We start from the raw sequence: 21,294 nt of genomic DNA on the forward strand, positions 1-21,294 counted from the left end.
CCGATACTTAAGTATTAATCATGATGATGTTTAGTGGGTTTTATTAACCAAGATAAAATAATTGTATGAATAAATTATTTGCAGTCATTTTGAGTCTAAGTTTAATCATCGGTCCAATGCCTGTTGCCCAGGCGGCCGGAATGGGTGGAATGGCCAAGCAAGTTCTTGGGATCGCCAACGGTGTTGTTGGGGCCGCGGTCATCACGAAATGTAAGATGGCCTCTATGCAACCTTCACTCATGATTTATATGGCCGGCAGTATTGTATTCGTTGCTGCAGAGGTGGCCGGTGGTAAGAAAAAAACCAAAGACGTTGAATCACAAGCTCAAAGTCTTGATCAATTAAAAGCAAATATGAAAGAGGGTGGCGATTATCAAATGGCCGCCATCGAAGAAAGAATTAAAGACGAAAAATCGACTCTCGAATTCATTCAGAAACGTCGTAAATGGATGATGGCAACTAAGGCCATTTATGCTGCCGCAACTGCAATGGCCATTCTTGAAATTTGGTGGCAAATGCCGTTTCCAGTAGGGATCAATAAAGACTGGTCTGGTGCTTGTGCTCCTGACCCAAGCCATACTCCTCTTGTGATGGCCATCGCCATGGCCTACGGGGCCGCGATGTCCTCTGGTGGTACACTGAAAGGATTTGCTATCAGTGCTGCTCTAGGAGTGGCCGTGCAAGCTATTTTAACTTATGTAGGAATGGGTGCAGAGATTGCTGATAAGGCGATCATGATCCTGGATACAGCTCCAGGTCGAGTTGCATTCTTTGCTGCTGCTACTGCCCTCGTCATGATGATTGATAGTGAATTAGCTAAAGAAGAAAGTGAGTCTAAGAAGCGCCTTGCTGATCTTGAAAAAGTCAGAGATGCCTTCAAAGCAAATAGCCAGGCTACAAATCAACTTGCTGAAGGTTCTTCAACTAATAATGCCGCCGGTGCAAACGGTGAAGGCTCAGATCCTACGGATCCAAGTAAAAAGCCATATGAAATTTCTAAACTTGCTCAAGGTACAGAGGCCAAGAAACAATGTTTCTCTCGCGGAAGTGATGGTTCAATGAGCTACTCTGAGAGCGGTTGTAAAAATTCAATCAAGCTTGTTCGTCCTAAGTTTGAGGCGAACATGGACCTTCCAACTCTGAAGTCTGTATCAAATCTTGCGACAGATATGGGACAAGCTGTTGCGAACGGAGATATGGGCAAGGCCGATCTCGCTGCTGGTGAGCTTGCCAACATGGCCGGTAGAATGGATGCCGTTAAAGACGGACTCATGAAGAAATTAAATGATCAGATGAAAAAAGATGGTAAAAAACCAATCGATATCAATGGTGAATTACAGAGACAAGTAACGGCATTGAACAATGCCATTAATAAGCAAAATCCAGGCGCTGGTAACTTAACTGTTGCCGGTCTTGGAGACACAAGTGGTTCAAGCTCTAAAGGCGAAGCAGAAGTTTCTCCAGTTAATACAACGGCCAATACTGATTTAAGTGAAATGGCAAAAGGTGCTGAGGCGCCTGCTCAAGAAGTAACTCCGGTCGGTGCTGATGCTTCAGGGCTGGGTTCAATCACAGAAGACTCTCTTGGAATCGCCAATGCTGAAGAAGCACTTGGTGTATTAGGTATGAAGAAAGTTGAAGGTGAGGAGTTAAACTTCACAACCGCCAAGGGCGATATTTCGGCCGAAAGCGAGTCCTCGATCTTTAAACAAGTCTCGAATCGTTACTTCCTGAACTACAACAGATTCTTCCAGCGCAAGGAAGTCAATCCTCCGCTGGCGGCCCCAGCTCCATCTAACTAAAAAGTGCCAAGTTTCTAAGTCATAAAAAGCCCCTCATGAAGGGGCTTTTTTATTGCTAACTGGCTGATTTTGATGAGTTTTGAGGCGCCCTTTCTAGGTCAGAAAAGCTTTCAGTTTTATAATTAAATCAAGATTTTAACTAAGTATCCGATAAGCCCAATAGGATATTTTAAAAGAGAATTTTATGAATATGAAAACTCTGGCTGTTTTAGTAATGATGGGAATTTCTCTGTCTGCATTTGCGGATAATGAGCAGCAGGGTGAAAATACATCTCCCAAGAGAAGGCAATCAGCTGCAGATCCTAAGGCCGCAAAGTGTTCAGAGTATACTGCCGCCGATTATGTTCAGAAAGAGGGTGTTGATCAGAAGAAAATGGATGCTGCTTTGGCAGAATGTAAAGTCTTAGAAGACATCACTAAGAAGGCCGGTGGTGGATCAATCACGGCGACTGATACTGCCTCATCAATGAAAGGTGAAATTCAGTGTAAAAAAATTGCTGGTTATACAATGGATTTTGAGCCCTGTAAGAGTGCTGCCTCTGCATTAAATTTCGTGGTGAACGCTGAGGCTGCCATGGAACTTCAACAGCAAATTAGAACTGACGTTAAAAATACAAACATTCAAAAACAAGCAAATAAGCAAGTAGCACAAGGTGATGCTCAAACTGGAATGTTTGATGCCGCCATTGAAAGTAATAAACACCAAAAACAAATGCAGCAAGAGAAGATGATAGCATTTGGTGCTGCTGTTACAGCTCTTGGGACAACCTATGCAAGATGGCCAAGCGCAGAGGATTTAATCAAAAAAGCTTGTACAGGAAAAGATGAAAAAACGGGCCAGACTGGAGTCAGTAATGACTGTGCCACTGTTGCGGCCAATAATAAAAGTGTGATTGCGGCAAATGAAGACCAGAAAGGTGCTCTTATTCAGGCCATTACAACATACACAGCAAAGGCCATCGCTGCCGGTATCGCCATGAAACAATACGATACTTCAGCAGACACGGTTGAGAAGGCGAAAGCGGCCGTACAACAAGAAGATCAAGACGTGATGGTTGCTCGTTGTACATTCAATCCAACTGATCCTGCCTGTGCGAAACCAGGTAACCGTGTTGCGGGTGAATCATACACAGGTGGCGATTTCAATTTCGGAAGTGGCTCTGGTAACAACGCATTTGATATGGGAACCGGTACTGATAATTTCGGTGAAGAAGGCGCGGCCTCTAATCTACCAACTGATAACGTGGCCGGCATTACATCTCCATTTGAACAAGAAGCTAAGGAAGCAAAAGGAATTTTAGATCCTGCTGCTGCTGCTTCAATGCAAGCTGGAAACGCTTCAAGTGGCGGAGGCGGCGGTGTAGGTGGTGGAGGCGGTGGTGGTTCAGCGTCTCTTGGTAGTGACCTTGCTGGTGCCGAAAAAGATGGTGATAAAGAGGCGAGCTTAAAAGCAACAAAGGCCTCTGGTAACTATAACGCCGCTGGTGGTGGAGGATTCTCTGCAATTAAAGGCGGCAAAGACGATAAGAACCCATTCGCAAGTTTGTTTGATGCAAAATCAAGCGGCGGTATTGAAGAAGATCGTTCAATCGCTTCAGGTGACATCGATGGCGCGGCCTCTGGACTGTTCCAAAAGATTTCGAAGCGCTATGGACAAATTCAAGCTGACAAACGGATTGAAGCGAATAATCTAGAGTAATGAACGAAAATACCCAATTTGAGTACGAGGTGCTCATCCGCGAATTTCACCTCGACAGTTTCGGCCACGTAAACAACGCTGCCTATGTGCAGTTGTATGAAGAGGCCCGCTGGGACTTTATCACTAAAAATGGATTCGGATTAGATTACGTGCAAAAGCACCAGATAGGTCCTGTTATCCTCGACCTTCAAGTGCGCTTTAAACGCGAATTAAAGAACCGTGAGACCATCAAGATTCTTTCTCGTACCCTCGAAATTGTAAGCCCTAAAATCATGGTGCTTGAGCAGTCGATGATCAAGGCCGACGGAAAGGTCGCTTCTGAGGCCACATTTACCGTGGGCTTCTTCGATATGAAAGAACGGAAGTTGATTTCTGCTAATGAAGATTGGTTAAAAGCTTGTGGAGTTAAGTTAAAATAAAAAGGGCCCGAATTCGGGCCCTTCTTTTTTGTGTCTTAGTCGCAATACCCATCGTTGTTTGCATCTGAACAGGTATTTTCGTAATCATCACACATTCCATCACGGTTATTGTCCGAGCATGTGTTGTCATCTTCTGAGTCGTAGTAGTTATCATCATAACTAGGTGTCGTAGTGTCATACCCATAGTCACGATAAGTCTCAGAACAGAAGTAACGGTATTCACCCATTTGTGAGTTCAAACGGTCACGTTCGTATGAACAAGAGTCATAACCAGTATTACAGATTTGGTTCCAGTAAGTTTGAACCACACGGTGATCGTTTTGATCTACGAGTTGATAGTTACAGTAATCGTTTGTTGAGTAACGGTATCTGTAACCGTTGTACACGTAGTAAGGGTAGTTATCGATTGTCCAGTAACCATTGTTGTAACCAGTCGCTGGATAGAAGATCCAGTGAGCGTAAACATAATTAGGATGTGTACGATAAACGTAAGTGTACCAGTCATATGTGCGGTAGTAACGAATCGAGCTGTAGTACGGAGTTGCGTATGGAGCATGGTAATACGTTACATAACGAACTGGAGTGTAGCCGTATGGACGGTGATAGTAACGAGTACCGTAGTTCGTTTGAATTGGTCGGTAAGTTACAACCGGACGACGAGTAACTGTTGTTGGTCTCGGTGGATTGTAACGAGGGCCCACCGGACGATTGTATCCAGGAACGCGGTAGCTCGGAGTTGGGTTATAACGAGGACCCGTTGGACGTGAAGGTGTAGGACGGTATGTTCCACCTGGCGTCGGACGCGGAGAAGGATTGTAACGAGGACCAGTTGGACGAGGTGAAGGATTATATCCACCAGTCGTTGGAACTGGACGCGGACGAGGTGAAGGATTGTACCCACCAGTTGTCGGAACTGGACGCGACGGCGTCGGACGTGGTGAAGGATTGTATCCACCAGTCGTTGGAACTGGACGCGATGGTGTAGGATTGTAACGTGGCCCTGTCGGACGAGGAGCAGGAGTATATCCACCCGTTGTGTTTCCTGGAGTCGGACGAGGTGAAGGATTGTAACCACCAGTCGACGGAACCGGACGTGAAGGCGTCGGACGAGGAGCCGGAGTATATCCGCCAGTAGTTGGAGTTGGTCTAGAAGGTGCCGGAGTTGGATTGTAACGAGGGCCTCTAGGCGTTGATGAACCTGAACCCGATCCACCTGTGTAAGACGGAGTCGATGGTCTAGACGGCGTTGAAGGCGTAGGACGAGAAGGACCTGGTGATGGACGTGACGGAGCACTTGATCCACCTGGACGACTTCCACCAGATGGTGGGTTGTAACGAGGTCCACGAGTCTGGGCCTCTACGTCTTGATGTACTACAAGCGTAGACAACAAGAATACGAACGCGGTTAATGTTTTCATAACGTCTCTCCATTCATGAGATAAGTAATCGATCTTATTTTTGTACCGATTTCAAATGAGTTATTGAACGAGATTTTACTTACAGCGTTGATGACCTATGACGACAGCACTCTAAGTTGGTAGAAATACTAACGAAATGGAGGTGTAATAATTTCAAAAAAAAATGCACTAACTTCTTGAAATGTAAGAAGTATCAGAACGCACCTGTGATTCGGAGTCACATTGACCCTAAATTAGATCTTAAGGAAGGTCTACGTTAAGGAAATAACGCTGAAAAATCTCATCCGCGTTCTCGAGTAATTGCTCTTTCAGAAGGATATCACTCTCTTCAAGATTTCTTTTAAAGAGTGAGAATGTGAAATTATCCAAGCATCTTCGAGATAGGGGATGATAACTGATGTGCCATCTCTCAGGCGAAACTCCACCGCGATCAGTGGCATACGGACGATAAAAACCAAAAGCATTATTAGTACTCATCCGTGAATCAAGCCAGTCGTGTAGGCGCGCTGATGGACCTTCACCAATTGTTTCAGAGGGCACGAGTTTTACTTCTTCAGGAGTTTGAGTATTTCCATCATAGACATCAATATCGGTGCCCCAGTGATGTCGTGAGCATCCTGGAAGTGCTGACCATCGGAGAATGGCAAACATCACTTCAAGAGGGGAGAGTTTAGAGAATTCTAATGGTCGTTCCTGATCATCAATCAGCTGTCGTTGGCCACTGGCCTTCAGGTTCCAGATTTTAAGTTGTCTTTCATAGTCTCTGAAAGCACTGATGACTTGAAGATCAAAACCTTCTTCCTTGGCCTCTTTCTGAAGCAGAAGAAAATCTTGAAGCATGAGTTTATGGATTAAAAACTTAGTGCCCGGAAGGGGCACCAAGTGTTCAGTTGTTTTTCCTAGTAAGATGTCGACGTTCATTATTGTGAGATATCAGTTGAAGCGGCTTTTTCCGGTTGAGTAACACCTTTCTCATCGAAGAGACGTCTCATACCACTACGTTGGTAACGGTTACTTAAAACCTCAAAGATGTTTGTCGTAGAACCTTGGTTGATGTCGCTTTGGCCGTAGTCCAGATCTTGTTTCATGACTTCTGCAAGTTGGCTTTCCTGTGCAGCTCCTTGATCAGCAGTCAGGCCGAAATCAAGGGCAGGATCATTTGATGAACCAGATTCTGGTGTTGCAAGAGTTCCAGAGTTGCCACCGATTTTATTTATTTCAGCATCAGAAACTTCTTTTTCCAACATGGCAGCGGCTTCGCCTGCGTTAGCTGGCATCTGAGATGAGCCTGTACTACCAAGCATATTGTTGCTGCTTAAACCAGCGCTCGCCTTAGTAAGACCTGCTTTAATATCTTTGGCATGTTTATCAATGTCTTTTTTTGCCTTGGCCAAAGCTTTGCTATTCGCCATTTTTTTACTTAGGTCAATCATTCTCGCTGCCTGATTATCAAGGGCCGCAGAGTTGATGTTGGCCGCATCTAGGGAACCATCCGAGATTTTATTTACAGGGTCTAGTGACTGAGAAAGCATTGAGAAAGTACCTGGGCTAATTCCTTTCAATCCTGAAAGGCTAACTTTCATACAACCGCCCTTTGATGTTTTACAAGTACAGGCAGAATCAGCAGCGCCGGCACTGTTAATACAGGTTCTGGCACTTGCGGTTGAGGATAGATAGTTACCTGATGTGAAATCTCTTCCGGCCCATAATTTTTGGCAAACAGCTGAGCTGCCGCGATTTGAATTTCTTTGGTTGTCTGGAGTATAACAATAGCAGTTAGGTTTAGATGGGTCATTTCTGTCTTCTGATTTACAGGCATAAATGGCGCCAGAAGCAGAAGCGAATTCATCTCTCATTTTACGAAGAAGTTCAGCACGCTTAGTTGATGCTTCGGCCTGTGAACCAGCATGGGCCGCCATAATACCCGTCCAGCCAGTCATGACCCCTGAAAATGCCGCCCTTGTGACTGGAGTAATAACTTTTGCAGCAAGCTCTTTGCTCATAGCATATCCTGCAACTCCGCCTATCGCTCCACCGACAGCAGCAGTAACAAGTACATTTGAGCTTTTACCATCATCTTCCTTGAAAGACTTGGCAGCGTTTGAGTCTTCAGCATAAGCATTTGAAACTGGTGAAATATTTTTAACAAATGAAATTGAAAATTCTTTGAAGATCTGAAAAATTTCTTCTTCAACCGGTGATTCATTTGATAGTGATTTTTTCATTGATAGATAGTATTCAATACTAGGAGATTGATTAGATTCTTCAAGTGCCTTGCGGTTGACTAAAAAAGAAATTAAATCTTCTGATTGCTCAAGATTTGAGTAAAACTTATGTTCAAGCCCAATATTGTTTACTTCATTTTTTGTGTAGTACTGGAAGAGACTTTTTTCGATTGGTGGAAGTTGACCGGGAAAAGTGTTTTGTTTCTGATCAATGGACGCACTTGATGGTTTGCAAATATTTCCGACGGCAGTTGTTCCGAAAGTTGCAGAGTCTGAAGCGATCTCAAGGCCAGCTGCAACTGTCGATACTCCATAAGCAAGTGCAGCGATAGTGAAGAAGGTCTTTTTCATCTTTGCAGCCTTCGCTAAAGAGTCTTCTGCCTTGGCCAACATTTCAAATGACTGACTTTGTGCTTCGATACTGATTTCTCTTTCTTTATCTTTGTCGCCATTCGCTTGCTCGGGATTTACAATTTTACCCCATTCATCTTTGATATCTTTAAGTCGCTTCTTGTGCTGAAAGTTGGCCAACGTATCACCAACTAGTAGGGCAGCTGAACCACCCACCATTGCCCAAAAAGAAACTGAGGTGCACGTACTCATGTTCTTTGCCATACCAGCAACCGCCATGGTTAGCGGTCCTGCAATGGCAGCAATCCCACCAACCGTACTCATGAACTGATTATTTTCTTTTCTCTCCGGTGCCTTTCCTTCATCAACATTTTTCTGAAACACTTGCTCAGCATTTTTCTTGTAACATTCAACATCGTTACCGCAATTCATGGTTGCGTTCATCACGTTGGCCGTTTCAGTTTTCGTCAAACAACGATTGAGGTTGGCGTCCCAGGTAAAACCAGCGGCGCAACTTTCGGCGTATGCTTCTTGTCCTAGAAGGCTTAGAGACGGTGCCACTGGACTCACGATGAGTTCAAAACACAGTAACAGGCTTAGTAGGCTGAAGAATCTTTTCATAGGGTCCTCGTTGTCATTCAAACTATTTGAATCATTATAACTTGCCCCCAAGTGCCGCCCTAGAGCGCAGACTTTTCCCTTTAAGTTCTTAAGTTTTGGGGGCTTAAATAGCCCATAAAAATCAATGGGTTATAAGGCAAGAATGGAATGGGCTTATTAATTCGAGAAGGCTAGAATGTTGACTTTAAAAGTTGGCATTTATGAACAAGCTTATTCTTACCCTGATCTTGGTCCTCCCTCTATCTTCGTGGGCAAATGACCTTAAAGTTGGGGACATTCTTCTTCAGCCGTTAAACTGCTGGACCTGCAGTCTTATCGAGGCCCAGGAAGGTTCTATCTATTCCCATATGGGGCTAGTGGTTCAAGTTCGGCCTGAAGTTAAAATTGTTGAAGCACTAGGGGCCGTCCGCGTTTCAACTCTGGCCGAGTTCATGTCTCACACTGAAAAAGGTCAACAGGTGTCTCATAGACGCTTCAGAGATCAGTCGATTGTAAATTACCTTCAGACTTACAGAGTTGAGTTCTTCCGTCATTTCCAGGACAACTTCGCTAATCACTCTTATGATAAAGATTTCCTCTGGGACAATTTCGATGAGAACGGAAAAGAGAAATATTATTGTTCTGAACTGATTACAAAATATTTAACTTCATTCTTAGGAATTCAACTTCCAACGAAAATGATGAAGTACGATATCTATCGTGAGCACTGGATTCGTTACTTTAATGGTAACCCACCAGATGGCAAAATTGGAAATGCTCCTCCTGATTATGAAAAGTCTAATTTGTTCTACGAAGTAGGAAAGCTATGAGAATCTGGTTAGAGAAAATTCACTTAGACCTAAAAGTGAATTGGAAACTTTCTAGAAATCAGACAACCTTCAAAAAGAATTTCATCGTTCATCTAGAGACGGGGATTGGAAACTTCAGGTCCGAGATTGCACCTAACTCTCGTTATGGTGAAACAGCAGAATCCATTGAAGATCAATTTGTTTCTTGGGCGACCCAGGTTGATATCGAATCCATTAAATCCATCCCTGCGTTGGTGGAGATTCTCTCAAAGATTAAACTATTCCATTCTTTGAGTTTCGGTATCGAGTCAGCTTTCATGAGCTATCTCGCAGCTCTTAATAATCAGTCCCTCTCAACGTACTTGTCCTTGCCGAAGCCCATTTCAGTGGCGACATCTTTCTCTATGCCAATTACACCGGTAGGAGAGATCAAAGATTACCTGGCACCATTAACTCGTTTCAAATCACTAAAAATCAAAGTGGATGCTGACACTGGCGCAGAGATGCTTCAGGAAATCAGAAAGCATTCCAATGTTCCTCTTCGTGTAGATGCCAACGAAGGCTGGAAGGACCTCGATCAATTTATGCGCTTTCAGGAAACGCTCAAAGGCATGAACATTGAATTAATCGAGCAACCGTTCCCGTCTTCCATGGTTAATGAGTACAAAGAATTAAAAAAGAAAACTCCTTATAAGCTTTTGGCGGACGAATCAATCGAGGACGTAGGCGACTTTAGCGAACTCTCTCAGCAGTTCCATGCAGTGAATATCAAGCTTATGAAGACAGGCTCGCTCCTTAAAGCGAAGGAACTTCTTCTCGACGCCAAAAATCACAACATGACCGCCATGATGGGCTGTATGATCGAAACCACGATTGGTATCTCTTACGGGATGCTATTCGGCGGAATGGTTGAATACGTGGATCTGGATGGATTTCTTCTCATCAAAGACGAACCGTTCAAGCTTGTAAGTGAAGCTGACGGTGTTCTTTCTCTAAACTAGACAAAAAAAAGGCGCACTTTCGTGCGCCTACGGTAAATCTCAATAGATTTGAAATTTTAGTGGTGACCGTGTCCGTGAGCACCGTGAGCGTGACCGTGAGAAAGCTCTTCTTTAGTAGCTTCACGCATACCAACGATTTCTACGTCAAAGAAAAGATCTTTGCCGGCCATTGGGTGGTTACCATCAACAGTTACTTCATCAGTGTCGATTGCCATGATTGTGAAAACTGGAGAGTGAGCGTCATTGTTCACTTGGAACTGATCGCCAACGTTAAGTTCAGCACCAGGAGGGAACTGAGTCTTTTTAACTTTTACAACTAGTTCTGGATTGATATCGCCGTAAGCATCAGCTGCTTTAACTTCGATTTTACGTTTATCACCTGCATTCATAAGAGCGATGACAGACTCAAGTCCTGGGATGATTTGCTGAGCGCCTTCAAGGAAGTAAAGAGGCTCATCACCGATAGAAGAGTCTAGAGTTTGGCCTGACTTGTCAGTAAGGGTGTAGTGGAAGCCAATAACACGTTTCATAAGTTCTCCAAATTTTAGGTCAGCTAATCTTTCTGACTATTGATAAACATAGTTCTTTGTTTTGTGATCTACTTTCTATCTCGTTGGCAGTTAGTTTGGCAAACGTACTAGCAACGACATTGAAAGCTTCTTCGTTCGTTTCAAATCTTCTCTCAAGCGGCAGGTTAATTCCAAAAGTCGCAATTAAGTCTGTCCAGAATTTCTCCTCTACAGCTGCGACCGCTACGTATTGACCGTCCTGAGTTCGGTAGAGAGAGTAGCATGGATAGGCCCCATTATGCAGGAATTTCGTCTTTTTTTGGTCACGCAGCGTCTTAGACCAGAACGGATGAAGAATTGAATCCGCAGTGTCATGAAGATAACTGACTGATTTAACGAATCCCTTCGAACGTGAAGCTTCAATTATATTCGCCAACATTTGTGTCGCCACCTGTTGCCCGAAAGCAATTCCCGCCACTGGCAAGAATGGAGGAGCGACAATCGCATCCGTCTCGTGGGCCACATGAAGGGACAAATACCCGCTAATCGCAAGGGCATTTAAATCATGCATGGCCTTATTATGAGTTGAAGAAGCTTCAAGTTCCACGACCGCGACATTAAGCCCTTTGAGAGTCTCATCATCCAGTCCCAAACTTGCTTTTAGTTTGGGAGAAAGTGATAACAACAGTCCCTGAGCACCCTCTAGAAGCTTATGAATTTCGCCCTTCGTATTCGGGTCCTTAAAATCAAAACGCAGAACTTTTTTGCTCTTGTTCAGTTCTTCATACCAGGACTCAAAACTCCGATCAAATTCAGAAAACATACCTGAAAGAAAGGGGTCTCTGTGCTTGATGTCTTCCACTTTAATGACTTCAGCTCCGAGGTCGGAAAGAATTTTTCCGGCCAATGGTCCTGGAAGTCGATGAGTGAAATCAAGAATTTTAATTCCCTTCAGCATTTTGATTTTCTTTCATCTTAAAAAGTTCCTGGAACTTTTCGATTCCCTTGTTTGTCACTTCACAAGCTTCTTTCGTGCAAATCTGGAAAGAGTCATCTCCACGCTTGTGATAATCCATCACAAAACGCGAGAAGAAGTGATTTCTAATTTCAAGAAACTCTGGTTTCTCAAGCCATTCAATAGGCACTTCTACCTTGCGGAAGATATTCAGTGGGTAGGTCATGGCACGCAGACCTTCACCATGGCCCAGAGGATTTGTCAGGATGAACTGAGCATATTCAGCATACTTTTCTTTGAACATTATCTCAGGCGAAAGCTCTGGTTTAAAGACACTGCATCTTGTGAGTAAGTGAATTAAAGTCATGACCGATGAACGATAAGACTGATCGAACAGTGGAGCCGGAAGATTTTCAATTCCCGGATTCTTGTTTGCGATGTTAGTCGTATAAACTTCACCATTTTTTACAAAGTTCGCCAGAGTGAAATCCAGCGACTCAAGTGCGTTCTTCTTAAAGATTTCATTACCTGTGATTTCATAAAGTCTTAATTGAGACTCACAGAAGTTCACATAGTCTTCCAGATAAAGCGGTTGTTTCTCGATGGTGTTTGTGTGTTTCATCAAGTGTCTGCCGCTTCCTTCATCCAGTTTAATGAATTGTGTAAGACAGCCTTCAACTGTTTGTTGAATTAATTGAACCGCTTGATGTTGAATTGCATCTACCGGGCAGTATTGAACCACGTCTGTTAGAGCAGAGAGAAGCATGTAGTTCCAGCTTGAAAGACCCTTACGATCTGTTGCAGGTGGAATACGAAGCTTTCTTTGTTCGAGCAATCGACGACGAATATCACGCACTTCCTGCCATCCGTCTGGAGTATAAAACTTCTCTTTCATTGCTGAATTAAGAGAAATGACATTAAGACCGTGCTCGAAGTTTCCTTTCTCAGTGATATTGAACATACTGAGATATTGATCAAGTTTGATTTTTTGTTCAGGTGGAGCATCTTCAAAACTCGCTTCAAACTCTTCTTTCGAGAACGTAAAGTAAAGGCCTTCAGTCCCTTCAGAGTCAGCATCCTGAGCGCTGAAGAAGTAATTATCATCTGAAACCATTTCCGTTTTTAGATAATCAAGGGTCTGAAGAATACCATCAAAGATCACTGGAGACGGATAGAACTGACTTAATTTAGAAAGAACTTTAAGAAGTCCTGCTTGGTCATAAAGCATTTTTTCAAAGTGAGGGACCATGAATTTATCATCAGTAGAATAACGGTGAATCCCGCCTTTCACTTGATCAAACATTCCACCCATCATCATCTTTTCAAGAGTCTCCACAATGTGCTGACCTTGCTCTTGTGGAATCATACCTTCAAGAATCTGCTCACAGGCCCATTCATAGAAAGGAAAATGTGGAAACTTCGGAGCTTGTCCGTATCCACCATTTTTCGTATCTGCATAATTCTTCAATGCATTCATAATCGCTGATGGAGCAGGGAAGTGTCCTTGGAACTCAATTTTCTTTTCCAGTTTTGAAGGTTTTTTAATTTCTTCCACCAGATTGTTCGCGTTCTCTTGGATTTTCGCTGGATCCGCTTTATAGGAATTATTGATTTCTTTTAGAACATCCATAAAGCCCGGCATGCCTTGGCGACCGACTTTTGGAAAGTATGTGCCGGCGAAAAATGGTTTTCCATCAGGAGTGAGAAACACACTTAGTGGCCATCCACCACGGCCAGTAAGAATAGAACAGGCGGTTTGATAGTAGTGGTCCAGATCAGGATATTCTTCACGATCAATTTTGATCGAAATGAAATTCTCATTGAGGTAATTAGCTGTTTCCACATTCTCAAAAGATTCATGTGCCATAACATGACACCAGTGGCACGAAGAGTAGCCAATAGACACAAAAATGAGCTTGTTTAGCTCTTTAGCCTTATTAAGGGGTTGGTCCCCGTAAGCGTACCAATGAATTGGATTTTCAGCATGTTGCTGGAGATATAGTGATTTCTCAAAACGTAATTTATTTTCACTCATAAAACCTCGAAATTTGGTGAGGACTGTGGGGATGGTAAAATCGCTGGTACTAATCTTCAATGAGTTACCCGAGCTGGTCAAGGGAATTTGCTTTTTGAGACCGGCTTGGATATAAGCGAGGGTGTATGGAACAAACGACCGGAGAAACTAGCGTCCTTAAGACCCTAGGCGTCTCGGCGGAGGAAAAGCCAAAGAAATCTTTCTTCAGCTCTTTCTTCTCCACCTACAAAATTCCTCTGTTCTCTTTAGTGCTGTTTGGTTCATTCGCCATGCGCGCGCTTTATCCAGAAACTTTTCATTTTGGATTTAAGCGTCAAAAGACCTACAGATTCAAGAGCGACAGCTTAGGGTTCTTCATCGGGGACATTAGTTTCTTTATGAACAATTCTTACGATGAGGCAGAGGCCCGCATCGTAGAGCTATTCCCTCCAAAGATTCAGAAGAAAGTTAAAAAAGTTATTCGCCCAGTTCTCATTCTCTGCGAAAAACACCAGCTAGATCCATTTTGGGTGCTCTCTGTTATGTGGACTGAGTCGCACTTTAAACATGAGGCCACTTCGAAGAAGGGCGCTCGTGGGCTTATGCAGATGATGCCTCAGACATATATGGAAACTCTGGCAGAAATGAAAGAGAAGGGCATCTTCTTAGAAAGTGATCGTGGTGAAGACTATCTTCGTTATCAATACGGACAATCATTTTATGATATGGGCTATTCTCCACTCGTGGGGAAACTCAGAAATTTAGAAGTAGGCATTTATTATTTAAAAGGTTTGCTTGAAGCTTTTAATAATAACCACTACTATGCCACAGTGGCCTATAACATGGGACCTTACTGGACGAAGAGCCAGCTCAAGAACAACATGCCAGTAGGGAAAAATAACCATTACCTGAATAAGGTACTAAAGGCTTATTACCACATAACTAAAACACTGAGCCAAAATTCGAATGTCACCTTCATCCCGAGAATCTGATCTTTCGCAACTTCGTGAAGCACTTGCACACTTAAATTCCGAGTTTTTCCTGACCGTAGGAGAAAGAAGGAATTTGTGCATGAAAATTCAGGAATTCAAGGCCACTTCGGGACGTTACTCTCATTATGATCCTGAGAGAGAGCGTGACATCTTCAAACTTTTCCAAGAACAACTTAAAGCTTCTTCACTAAAAGAATTATTGGCCTTCTCACTCATCATGGAAGACCACGCAATGGCGATGGCCCCTGGTTCTTACCCAACGTGGTCACAGTTCAGTCACCTTACAAATCCAAAGCGTGAATTGTACGAAATGGTGAATCCTTTGATCCTCAAAATTTCTCATCCGGAGTTCTTCAATCGCATCACTCTTTCTCAAGAGTTCGCGTTTTTAAAAGACTTCTGATTGCCTTAGTCCCTCGGAATCCCTATTATTTAGCCCTATGAAAAAAGATCAGGTTATAGCACTTGATGGACCTTCTGGGAGCGGCAAGTCAACTGTTGCAAAGATGATTGCTGCCAAGCTTGGTCTCATCTATATCGATACCGGCGCCATGTTTCGTGCAGCCGCCTATGCTCTTCAGCACACTGGAATTGATTTCACGAAAGAAAAATTAGAACCAGCTGAGAATCAGCTGATTGAAAAGTTTTTCCACGATCACCGTTTTCAATTTGCTCCTGAGCCTGGAGTTTTAATTCTTCTGGATAACTTGAATCTGACTGACGTTATTCGTGAGCACCACGTATCGCGTTTAGCTTCTCAAGTTTCACGCCATAAAGTCGTGCGAGATTTTCTGAAGTTCTGGCAAAGAGATATCGTAAAAGATCGTCCGGCAATTTTGGACGGTCGTGATATTGGAACAGTCATTTTCCCGAATGCAGTTTTGAAAGTATTTCTTACTGCTTCGGCCGAAGAGCGTGCTCACCGTCGTACTGAAGAACTTAAAGTTCGCGGTCAAACCGACATTGATTTTGAAACCATTCTTAAAGATATCAAAGAAAGAGATTACGTTGATATGAATCGCGAAATCGCTCCGCTTAAAAAAGCAGAAGACGGAATTGAGCTTGATTCAACAGGTAAGTCTATTCCACAAATCGTCGATGAGATAGTCGGCCTGTGGGAAGAAAGAAAAGGTCTGTTATGATTTTAACTTCTGATAAATTTGAAAAAATTCTTTTTAATTTCCAAAACCTAAAACCAATTCTTGTGGTTGGTGACCTTGGTGTGGATAAATATACTTTCGGTGACGTTAAAAGAATTTCGCCGGAAGCACCGGTTCCGGTTCTTGAAGTAACGAAAGAGTGGAACAAGCTTGGTCTTGCCGCCAACGTAAGTGATAACCTCATGAGCCTCGAAGTTCCTTCGACTCTTTGTGGAGTTATCGGTGATGATTCACGCGCGAGCCTGGTTGAGAGCCTTCTTGAAGAAAGAGGTCTTAAAACTTGGGGCCTGGTTCGTGATCCATCTCGCCACACAACTTATAAAGAACGTGTCACAACTGCCACTCAGCAGATTTGCCGTGTAGACTATGAAACGAAAGATCCTCTTCAAGAAGATATTGCTCGTCGTGTTTCTACTCGCGTTCAAGAATTTTCAGTGAATCATTCAGGTGTGATTATCGAAGATTACGGTAAAGGACTTTTCTCTGAGGCCCTTTGCCAAAAAATCATTCAGGAATTTAAAGAAAAAGATCTTCTGGTTGCCGTGGATCCATCTCGTTCAACTCCGCCGCTTTGGTACAAGGGAACAACTCTTCTAAAACCAAATCGCCTGGAATCAGAACTCATGGTGGAAGCTCTTGGTTACTTCAAAGAGAAGAAGCTTGAAACCATCGCCAATATTCTGGTGGATAAACTTAAAGTTGAAAAACTCGTGATCACCCTTGGTGCTGACGGTATGGCAATGCTCGACACCAAACTTGGTGGTGATCTTAAAATCATCCCAACTGTGGCGAACGAAGTATTCGACGTCTCAGGTGCCGGTGATACAACCATCGCTGCCATCTGTTCGGCCCTTCTTTCAGGTGCAACCCTTGAAGAAGCTGGTTGGGTTGGTAACTGTGCGGCCGGTGTGGTGGTAAGAAAACGCGGAACTGCTCTTTGTTCTAAAGAAGAGCTTCGTGATTACTTCCAAAATCTTAGGAAAGTTATTAAGCAGTGAAACCAGTAGTCGCAACTTCTGGTCTTCTATTCGCTAGCTTTCTTTATCGCTCGGATCTTCATTCCGAAACATCACTAATACAATTCTGGGAGGAGAAATTTGGTAAAGGTTTCTCCTTCGCTCCCTTAAATAATCCCCTTGCTGCCTACTACTCAAAAGAAATGGGTGAGGGACTTAAACGAGTCTTCTGCCTCACTTCTGAAACCTTTCCTCGTGAATTTCTTCTGACTGCCAAACTACAAAGCTTAGAGTGGGAAGAAAAATGGGCGAAAGCTGACAAGCGCATGGTGAACGTGGACATAGGATTTCTGTCCTTGGAAAACTTTATCCTCGCTACCACGAAAAACTTTTCTCATCGGGTGTTTGTAGGACAGAACATTTTTGCTGATTTGACCTACTATTTTCATCAGGGCGAGCTTCAAACTTTTCCATGGACCTATCCGGACTATGTGGACGAGGAGAAGAAAGAGTTTTTCCTCTGGGCCCGTTCCTACTTACTTCAGCAGCTGAATGGCTGACCGTCTGCGCAAAGTTTTCTCCCTTCTTTTCATTTAGTTGGCCTCTTGGTACCCTTTTTCCCGAACTTACAAAAGGATACCCATGCAAGTGCTTGAGTCATTACTCAATGATTTCACCAAAGAACTCGGCCCAATCAACAAAACTGCTGATCTTTTAAACCTAAAGGCCAAATATATCGGTAAGCAAGGACCTCTTGCGGACGTGATGAAAAATTTGAAGGACGCCACCCCTGAAGAGAAGAGAACCATCGGTGCTAAGGCCAATGAGCTAAAGCAACAAATCGAGGCGCTATTTTCTCAGAAGATGCAGGAGATTGAACTGGCCGACATTAATGCCAGTCTAGAAAAAGACAAAATCGATATTTCTCTTACTGATTCTATGCTTGAAAAAGGCCTTCAGGCCGCTGGTTACCACCCGGTAACTATCATTCAGCAGGAAATCGAAGATATTTTCATTTCCATGGGTTTCGAGGTGTTGGATGGACCACACATCGAAGATGATTACCATAACTTTGAAGCACTTAATATTCCGGCCACTCACCCGGCCCGTGATATGCAGGATACATTCTGGTTTGCTGATAAAAAGCACCTTCTTCGTACTCACACTTCAACCATTCAAGTTCGCGGGATGAAAGAGCGTAAGCCGCCTTTCCGTTTCGTGGGCCCGGGTAAAGTGTTCCGTTGTGAGCGTACTGATGCTTCTCACGAAATGGTTTTCCACCAACTGGAAGGTATGATGGTAGGTGAAAATGTTTCTGTAGGTAACCTCATTTACTTCATGAAAACTCTTCTTACCGAAATCTTTAAGAAAGAAGTAGAAGTCCGTCTTCGTCCGGGATTCTTCCCATTCGTAGAACCTGGTTTCGAACTTGATATCAAGTGTCTTATCTGTGGCGGTAAGGGCTGTTCAGTTTGTAAGCAAGTTGGTTGGGTAGAGCTTCTTCCATGTGGAATGGTTCACCCTAATGTCCTTAAGGCCGGCGGTATCGATCCTGAAAAATACAACGGCTTCGCTTTTGGTCTTGGTCTCGATCGTCTGGTGATGATGAGATACGGTATCGATGATATCCGTCATCTTCACGGCGCTGATCTTCGTTTCAACTCTCAATTCAAATCATTCTAGGACTAAATATGCTTATCTCGCTTAATTGGATTAAAGACTTTGTAGAACTTCCGGATATCTCTCCTAAAGAGCTGGGATCTAAATTCACTCTCGCCACGGCGGAAGTGGAAGATGTGATCGTAAAAGGGGAATTTCTAAATAAGGTGTTAGTTGCTGAGGTCATCTCAATGAGACCACACCCTGATTCGGACAAGCTAAACCTCGTGACTATTAACTACGGGGCCCCTGCACACAAAGAAATTGTTTGTGGCGCTCAAAACGTAGCTGTCGGGCTCATGGTTCCTTACGCTCAGAATGGAACGACTCTTCCCAATGGTATGACTCTTGAACCAAAGAAGATCCGCGGAGTTTTATCTGAAGGGATGCTCTGTTCGGAAGTTGAACTTGGGGTTGCCACAGAATCTGCGGGACTTATGATTCTCAAGCCGGGATCGAAACCTGGTACACGCATGGCGGAGTATCTTAAGGCCGACTCTGATATCCTTCTCGATGTAGATAATAAGTCTCTGACTCATAGACCAGACCTTTGGGGTTACCTGGGTCTTGCTCGTGAGTTCGCGGCCAATCACAAAAAGCCTCTTAAAAACCCATTCACTCCAGAGTGGGAGAAGAAGGTTGAGGCTAATTTTAACAAGGCCATGAGTCCAATTAAAGTTGAAGTGAATCAAGATTCTTCATGTCTTGCTTACTACGGTCTATCTCTTGATATTCCTAAGATGGGCGAAACTCCGGCCAAGATTAAAAATCGTCTTGAGGCAGTTGGCCTTCGTTCAATTAACTTGATCGTGGATATCTCTAACTACGTGATGATTGAACTCGGTATGCCAAACCATATCTTCGACCGCTCAAAGATTCATGGTGGTAAGGTAAGTATTCATCGCGCGGGTTCTGAGATGAAGTTTCAAACTCTCGATGAACAAAACCGTGATCTTATTCCTTCAGATACTGTGATCTTCGATGCTGATAGACCTCTGGTACTTGCAGGACTTATGGGTGGACTTGATTCAGGTGTAACTCCTGATACGACGAAACTTTTCTTGGAAGTGGCGAACTGGGAAGCTCCTGAAGTTCGTAAGACTTCAGTACGTCTTGGTCTTCGCACTGATTCTTCTCAACGTTACGAGAAGACTCTTGATAGTAATATGTGCTACCGCACGCTTCTTCGTCTGGTTGAAATGATCACTGAACTATGTCCAGGCACAACCGTTGTTGGTATGCCCGAGAAGTTCGTTCGCGAAGATAAACTTTCTAAAGCTCTGACTCTTACCATTTCTCACTCTCAAATCGTGAGCAGCCTTGGAATGGAAATTTCTAAGGAAACCGTTCGCGATATTTTTGAACGCCTTGATTTCAAAGTGGATGAGAAGAACGATACATATGATGTAACTGTTCCTTCATACCGAACAACGAAAGACATTAGTGTAAAAGCAGATCTGATTGAAGAGATCGGTCGTATGATTGGTTACGATAACATCACTTCTGTATCACCTAATCTTCCAGTGAAGCCCATTCGTCTTTCTGAGACTAAGAAGTTCCATCGAAAAATTCAGGACTTCCTTGTTATGCAAGGGAAGTCTCTTCAAGTGATGACTTATCCTCTAGTAGGAAAAGAGCTTCTTGAGAAGGCGATGTGGCCAGAGATGAATGAAAAGCTCGTACTCGTGAACGCTCTTTCTGTTGAGCAGGATCGTATGCGTCCTTCGATCATTCCTTCAGCGATTGAGATGGCCGCTCATAACCAAAAGCACTTCGATTCATTCTCATTCTTTGAGGTTGGCAGAAGCTATCTTGATTTCGGTAAAGAGCGCAGCCAACTTGTAATTGGTATGTACTCTAAAGAAGGTTCTCGCTTTGTAGAACTAGCAAACGTAGTAGAGAAGTTACTTGCTACTCTTAATGTGAACTATGTTTTCGCTCCTAAGAACGAGAAGTTCCAGAATACTGTTCTTCCTACTTGGAATGGAACTCATCCGCACGAGTATCAGAACATTCAGATTCAGGGTAAATTCCACGGTGTGATCAATACTGTTCATCCTCTTGTGCTTAAGAACTTCAAGATGAAAGGAAATCTCACTCTTGCAGTGATTGATATTACTGATCTTGAGAGTAAAGAAGTGAAAGATAAAACTAAGTATCTTCCACTCTCAAAATTCCCATCTTCTTCGAGTGATTTCACTGTCGTGATGAATAAAGATCTTCCTGCAGCTGCAGTTATCACTGCACTTTCTTCTTTAAAGCAGAAAGAAATCAAATCTAAGTCGATTGTGGATATTTTTGTGATGAATGAAACGCAAAAAGCTGTGTCGATTCGTGCAGTTTTCGAAGATTCTGAAAAAACTTTGGCGGCCGAAACAATAAAAGACCTTGAACAAAAAATCGTGCAAGTGCTTGAAAAGGCAGGGTTTCCTCTAAGGTCTTAAAAAGACATTGTTTAGAAGGGATTTTAGATAAAATTTTTTTTTAAAATAATATTCTAAAATCCCTTGACGATCCAACCGAAGATAAATATTATCCTCAAACACTTCACGACGAATCAAGTAGTTTTAAAGCTGAGTTCACGCTCAGATAAGAAGTTTTTGCTCTTTGAAAATTGAATATGATTAAATTTTTTGAAACCTTCGGGTTTCAAGATGAGATGAGAATGGAACCCGTTCAATTGCCTAGTCTTCCGTAAGTTTTAGTACTTCGGTACAGGAAGACG

General features: G+C 43.3%; 18 protein-coding genes. 12 read left to right on the forward strand and 6 right to left on the reverse strand.

Features of this window, described 5'->3' with window-relative positions; genetic code table 11:
• Nucleotides 1-65 precede the first annotated feature (65 nt).
• The 3 genes from SOO65_RS06240 (at nt 66) to SOO65_RS06250 (ending at nt 3,920) form a co-directional block, all read left to right on the forward strand.
• Nucleotides 66-1,802: a hypothetical protein gene (locus tag SOO65_RS06240; RefSeq protein ID WP_321398462.1), complete on the forward strand. Its 1,737-nt coding sequence runs from the start codon at nt 66-68 to the stop codon at nt 1,800-1,802.
• Nucleotides 1,803-1,986: 184 nt separating this feature from the next.
• Nucleotides 1,987-3,501 carry a hypothetical protein gene (locus tag SOO65_RS06245; protein ID WP_321398464.1) on the forward strand — a complete coding sequence of 505 codons (1,515 nt, stop codon included), beginning with the start codon at nt 1,987-1,989 and terminating at the stop codon, nt 3,499-3,501.
• A complete protein-coding gene (locus SOO65_RS06250) occupies nt 3,501-3,920 on the forward strand; it encodes an acyl-CoA thioesterase (RefSeq protein WP_321398466.1) in 420 nt (139 codons plus the stop codon). Before SOO65_RS06245 ends, SOO65_RS06250 begins: the two co-directional genes overlap by 1 nt.
• A 35-nt stretch (nt 3,921-3,955) precedes the next feature.
• Here SOO65_RS06250 and SOO65_RS06255 read toward each other — a convergent pair whose 3' ends face one another.
• The 3 genes from SOO65_RS06255 to SOO65_RS06265 form a co-directional block, all read right to left on the reverse strand.
• Nucleotides 3,956-5,338, reverse strand: coding sequence for a hypothetical protein (locus tag SOO65_RS06255; protein WP_321398468.1), 1,383 nt, complete (start codon nt 5,336-5,338; stop codon nt 3,956-3,958).
• Nucleotides 5,339-5,578: 240 nt separating this feature from the next.
• On the reverse strand, nt 5,579-6,259 hold the full coding sequence (locus SOO65_RS06260) for a M15 family metallopeptidase (protein ID WP_321398470.1): 681 nt from the start codon (nt 6,257-6,259) through the stop codon (nt 5,579-5,581).
• Nucleotides 6,259-8,535 carry a hypothetical protein gene (locus SOO65_RS06265; RefSeq protein ID WP_321398472.1) on the reverse strand — a complete coding sequence of 759 codons (2,277 nt, stop codon included), beginning with the start codon at nt 8,533-8,535 and terminating at the stop codon, nt 6,259-6,261. The genes SOO65_RS06260 and SOO65_RS06265 overlap by 1 nt, the downstream gene beginning before the upstream one ends.
• Before the next feature lie 200 nt (nt 8,536-8,735).
• Between SOO65_RS06265 and SOO65_RS06270 the strand changes: the two genes are divergently transcribed.
• Together SOO65_RS06270 and SOO65_RS06275 are read left to right on the forward strand one after the other, a co-directional pair.
• Nucleotides 8,736-9,344: a YiiX/YebB-like N1pC/P60 family cysteine hydrolase gene (locus SOO65_RS06270; RefSeq protein WP_321398474.1), complete on the forward strand. Its 609-nt coding sequence runs from the start codon at nt 8,736-8,738 to the stop codon at nt 9,342-9,344.
• Nucleotides 9,341-10,324: an enolase C-terminal domain-like protein gene (locus SOO65_RS06275; RefSeq protein ID WP_321398475.1), complete on the forward strand. Its 984-nt coding sequence runs from the start codon at nt 9,341-9,343 to the stop codon at nt 10,322-10,324. Before SOO65_RS06270 ends, SOO65_RS06275 begins: the two co-directional genes overlap by 4 nt.
• A 56-nt stretch (nt 10,325-10,380) precedes the next feature.
• Here SOO65_RS06275 and SOO65_RS06280 read toward each other — a convergent pair whose 3' ends face one another.
• The 3 genes from SOO65_RS06280 to SOO65_RS06290 are packed head-to-tail and all read right to left on the reverse strand — an operon-like array spanning nt 10,381 to nt 13,823.
• A complete protein-coding gene (locus tag SOO65_RS06280; protein ID WP_321398477.1) occupies nt 10,381-10,854 on the reverse strand; it encodes an FKBP-type peptidyl-prolyl cis-trans isomerase in 474 nt (157 codons plus the stop codon).
• A gap of 19 nt (nt 10,855-10,873) precedes the next feature.
• A complete protein-coding gene (locus SOO65_RS06285; RefSeq protein ID WP_321398479.1) occupies nt 10,874-11,791 on the reverse strand; it encodes a CoA transferase in 918 nt (305 codons plus the stop codon).
• Nucleotides 11,775-13,823 (reverse strand): thioredoxin domain-containing protein, encoded by a 2,049-nt coding sequence (locus SOO65_RS06290; RefSeq protein WP_321398481.1) that lies wholly within the window; start codon nt 13,821-13,823, stop codon nt 11,775-11,777. The genes SOO65_RS06285 and SOO65_RS06290 overlap by 17 nt, the downstream gene beginning before the upstream one ends.
• A gap of 125 nt (nt 13,824-13,948) precedes the next feature.
• Between SOO65_RS06290 and SOO65_RS06295 the strand changes: the two genes are divergently transcribed.
• The 7 genes from SOO65_RS06295 (at nt 13,949) to pheT (ending at nt 21,013) form a co-directional block, all read left to right on the forward strand.
• Nucleotides 13,949-14,794: a lytic transglycosylase domain-containing protein gene (locus tag SOO65_RS06295; protein ID WP_321398483.1), complete on the forward strand. Its 846-nt coding sequence runs from the start codon at nt 13,949-13,951 to the stop codon at nt 14,792-14,794.
• A 79-nt stretch (nt 14,795-14,873) separates the two neighbouring features.
• Nucleotides 14,874-15,197, forward strand: coding sequence for a hypothetical protein (locus tag SOO65_RS06300; RefSeq protein ID WP_321398485.1), 324 nt, complete (start codon nt 14,874-14,876; stop codon nt 15,195-15,197).
• 37 nt (nt 15,198-15,234) lie between these two features.
• A complete protein-coding gene (cmk, locus tag SOO65_RS06305) occupies nt 15,235-15,936 on the forward strand; it encodes a (d)CMP kinase (protein ID WP_321398487.1) in 702 nt (233 codons plus the stop codon).
• On the forward strand, nt 15,933-16,952 hold the full coding sequence (locus SOO65_RS06310) for a bifunctional heptose 7-phosphate kinase/heptose 1-phosphate adenyltransferase (protein ID WP_321398488.1): 1,020 nt from the start codon (nt 15,933-15,935) through the stop codon (nt 16,950-16,952). Before cmk ends, SOO65_RS06310 begins: the two co-directional genes overlap by 4 nt.
• Nucleotides 16,949-17,470, forward strand: coding sequence for a DUF4416 family protein (locus tag SOO65_RS06315; protein ID WP_321398491.1), 522 nt, complete (start codon nt 16,949-16,951; stop codon nt 17,468-17,470). The genes SOO65_RS06310 and SOO65_RS06315 overlap by 4 nt, the downstream gene beginning before the upstream one ends.
• A gap of 82 nt (nt 17,471-17,552) precedes the next feature.
• The gene (pheS, locus tag SOO65_RS06320; RefSeq protein ID WP_321398492.1) at nt 17,553-18,593 is read left to right on the forward strand and encodes a phenylalanine--tRNA ligase subunit alpha; all 1,041 of its coding nucleotides are present in this window, start codon (nt 17,553-17,555) and stop codon (nt 18,591-18,593) included.
• A gap of 8 nt (nt 18,594-18,601) precedes the next feature.
• The gene (gene pheT / locus SOO65_RS06325; protein ID WP_321398493.1) at nt 18,602-21,013 is read left to right on the forward strand and encodes a phenylalanine--tRNA ligase subunit beta; all 2,412 of its coding nucleotides are present in this window, start codon (nt 18,602-18,604) and stop codon (nt 21,011-21,013) included.
• Nucleotides 21,014-21,294 lie beyond the last annotated feature (281 nt).

The organism is Peredibacter starrii (genome assembly GCF_034259205.1).
GTDB lineage: Bacteria > Bdellovibrionota > Bacteriovoracia > Bacteriovoracales > Bacteriovoracaceae > Peredibacter > Peredibacter starrii.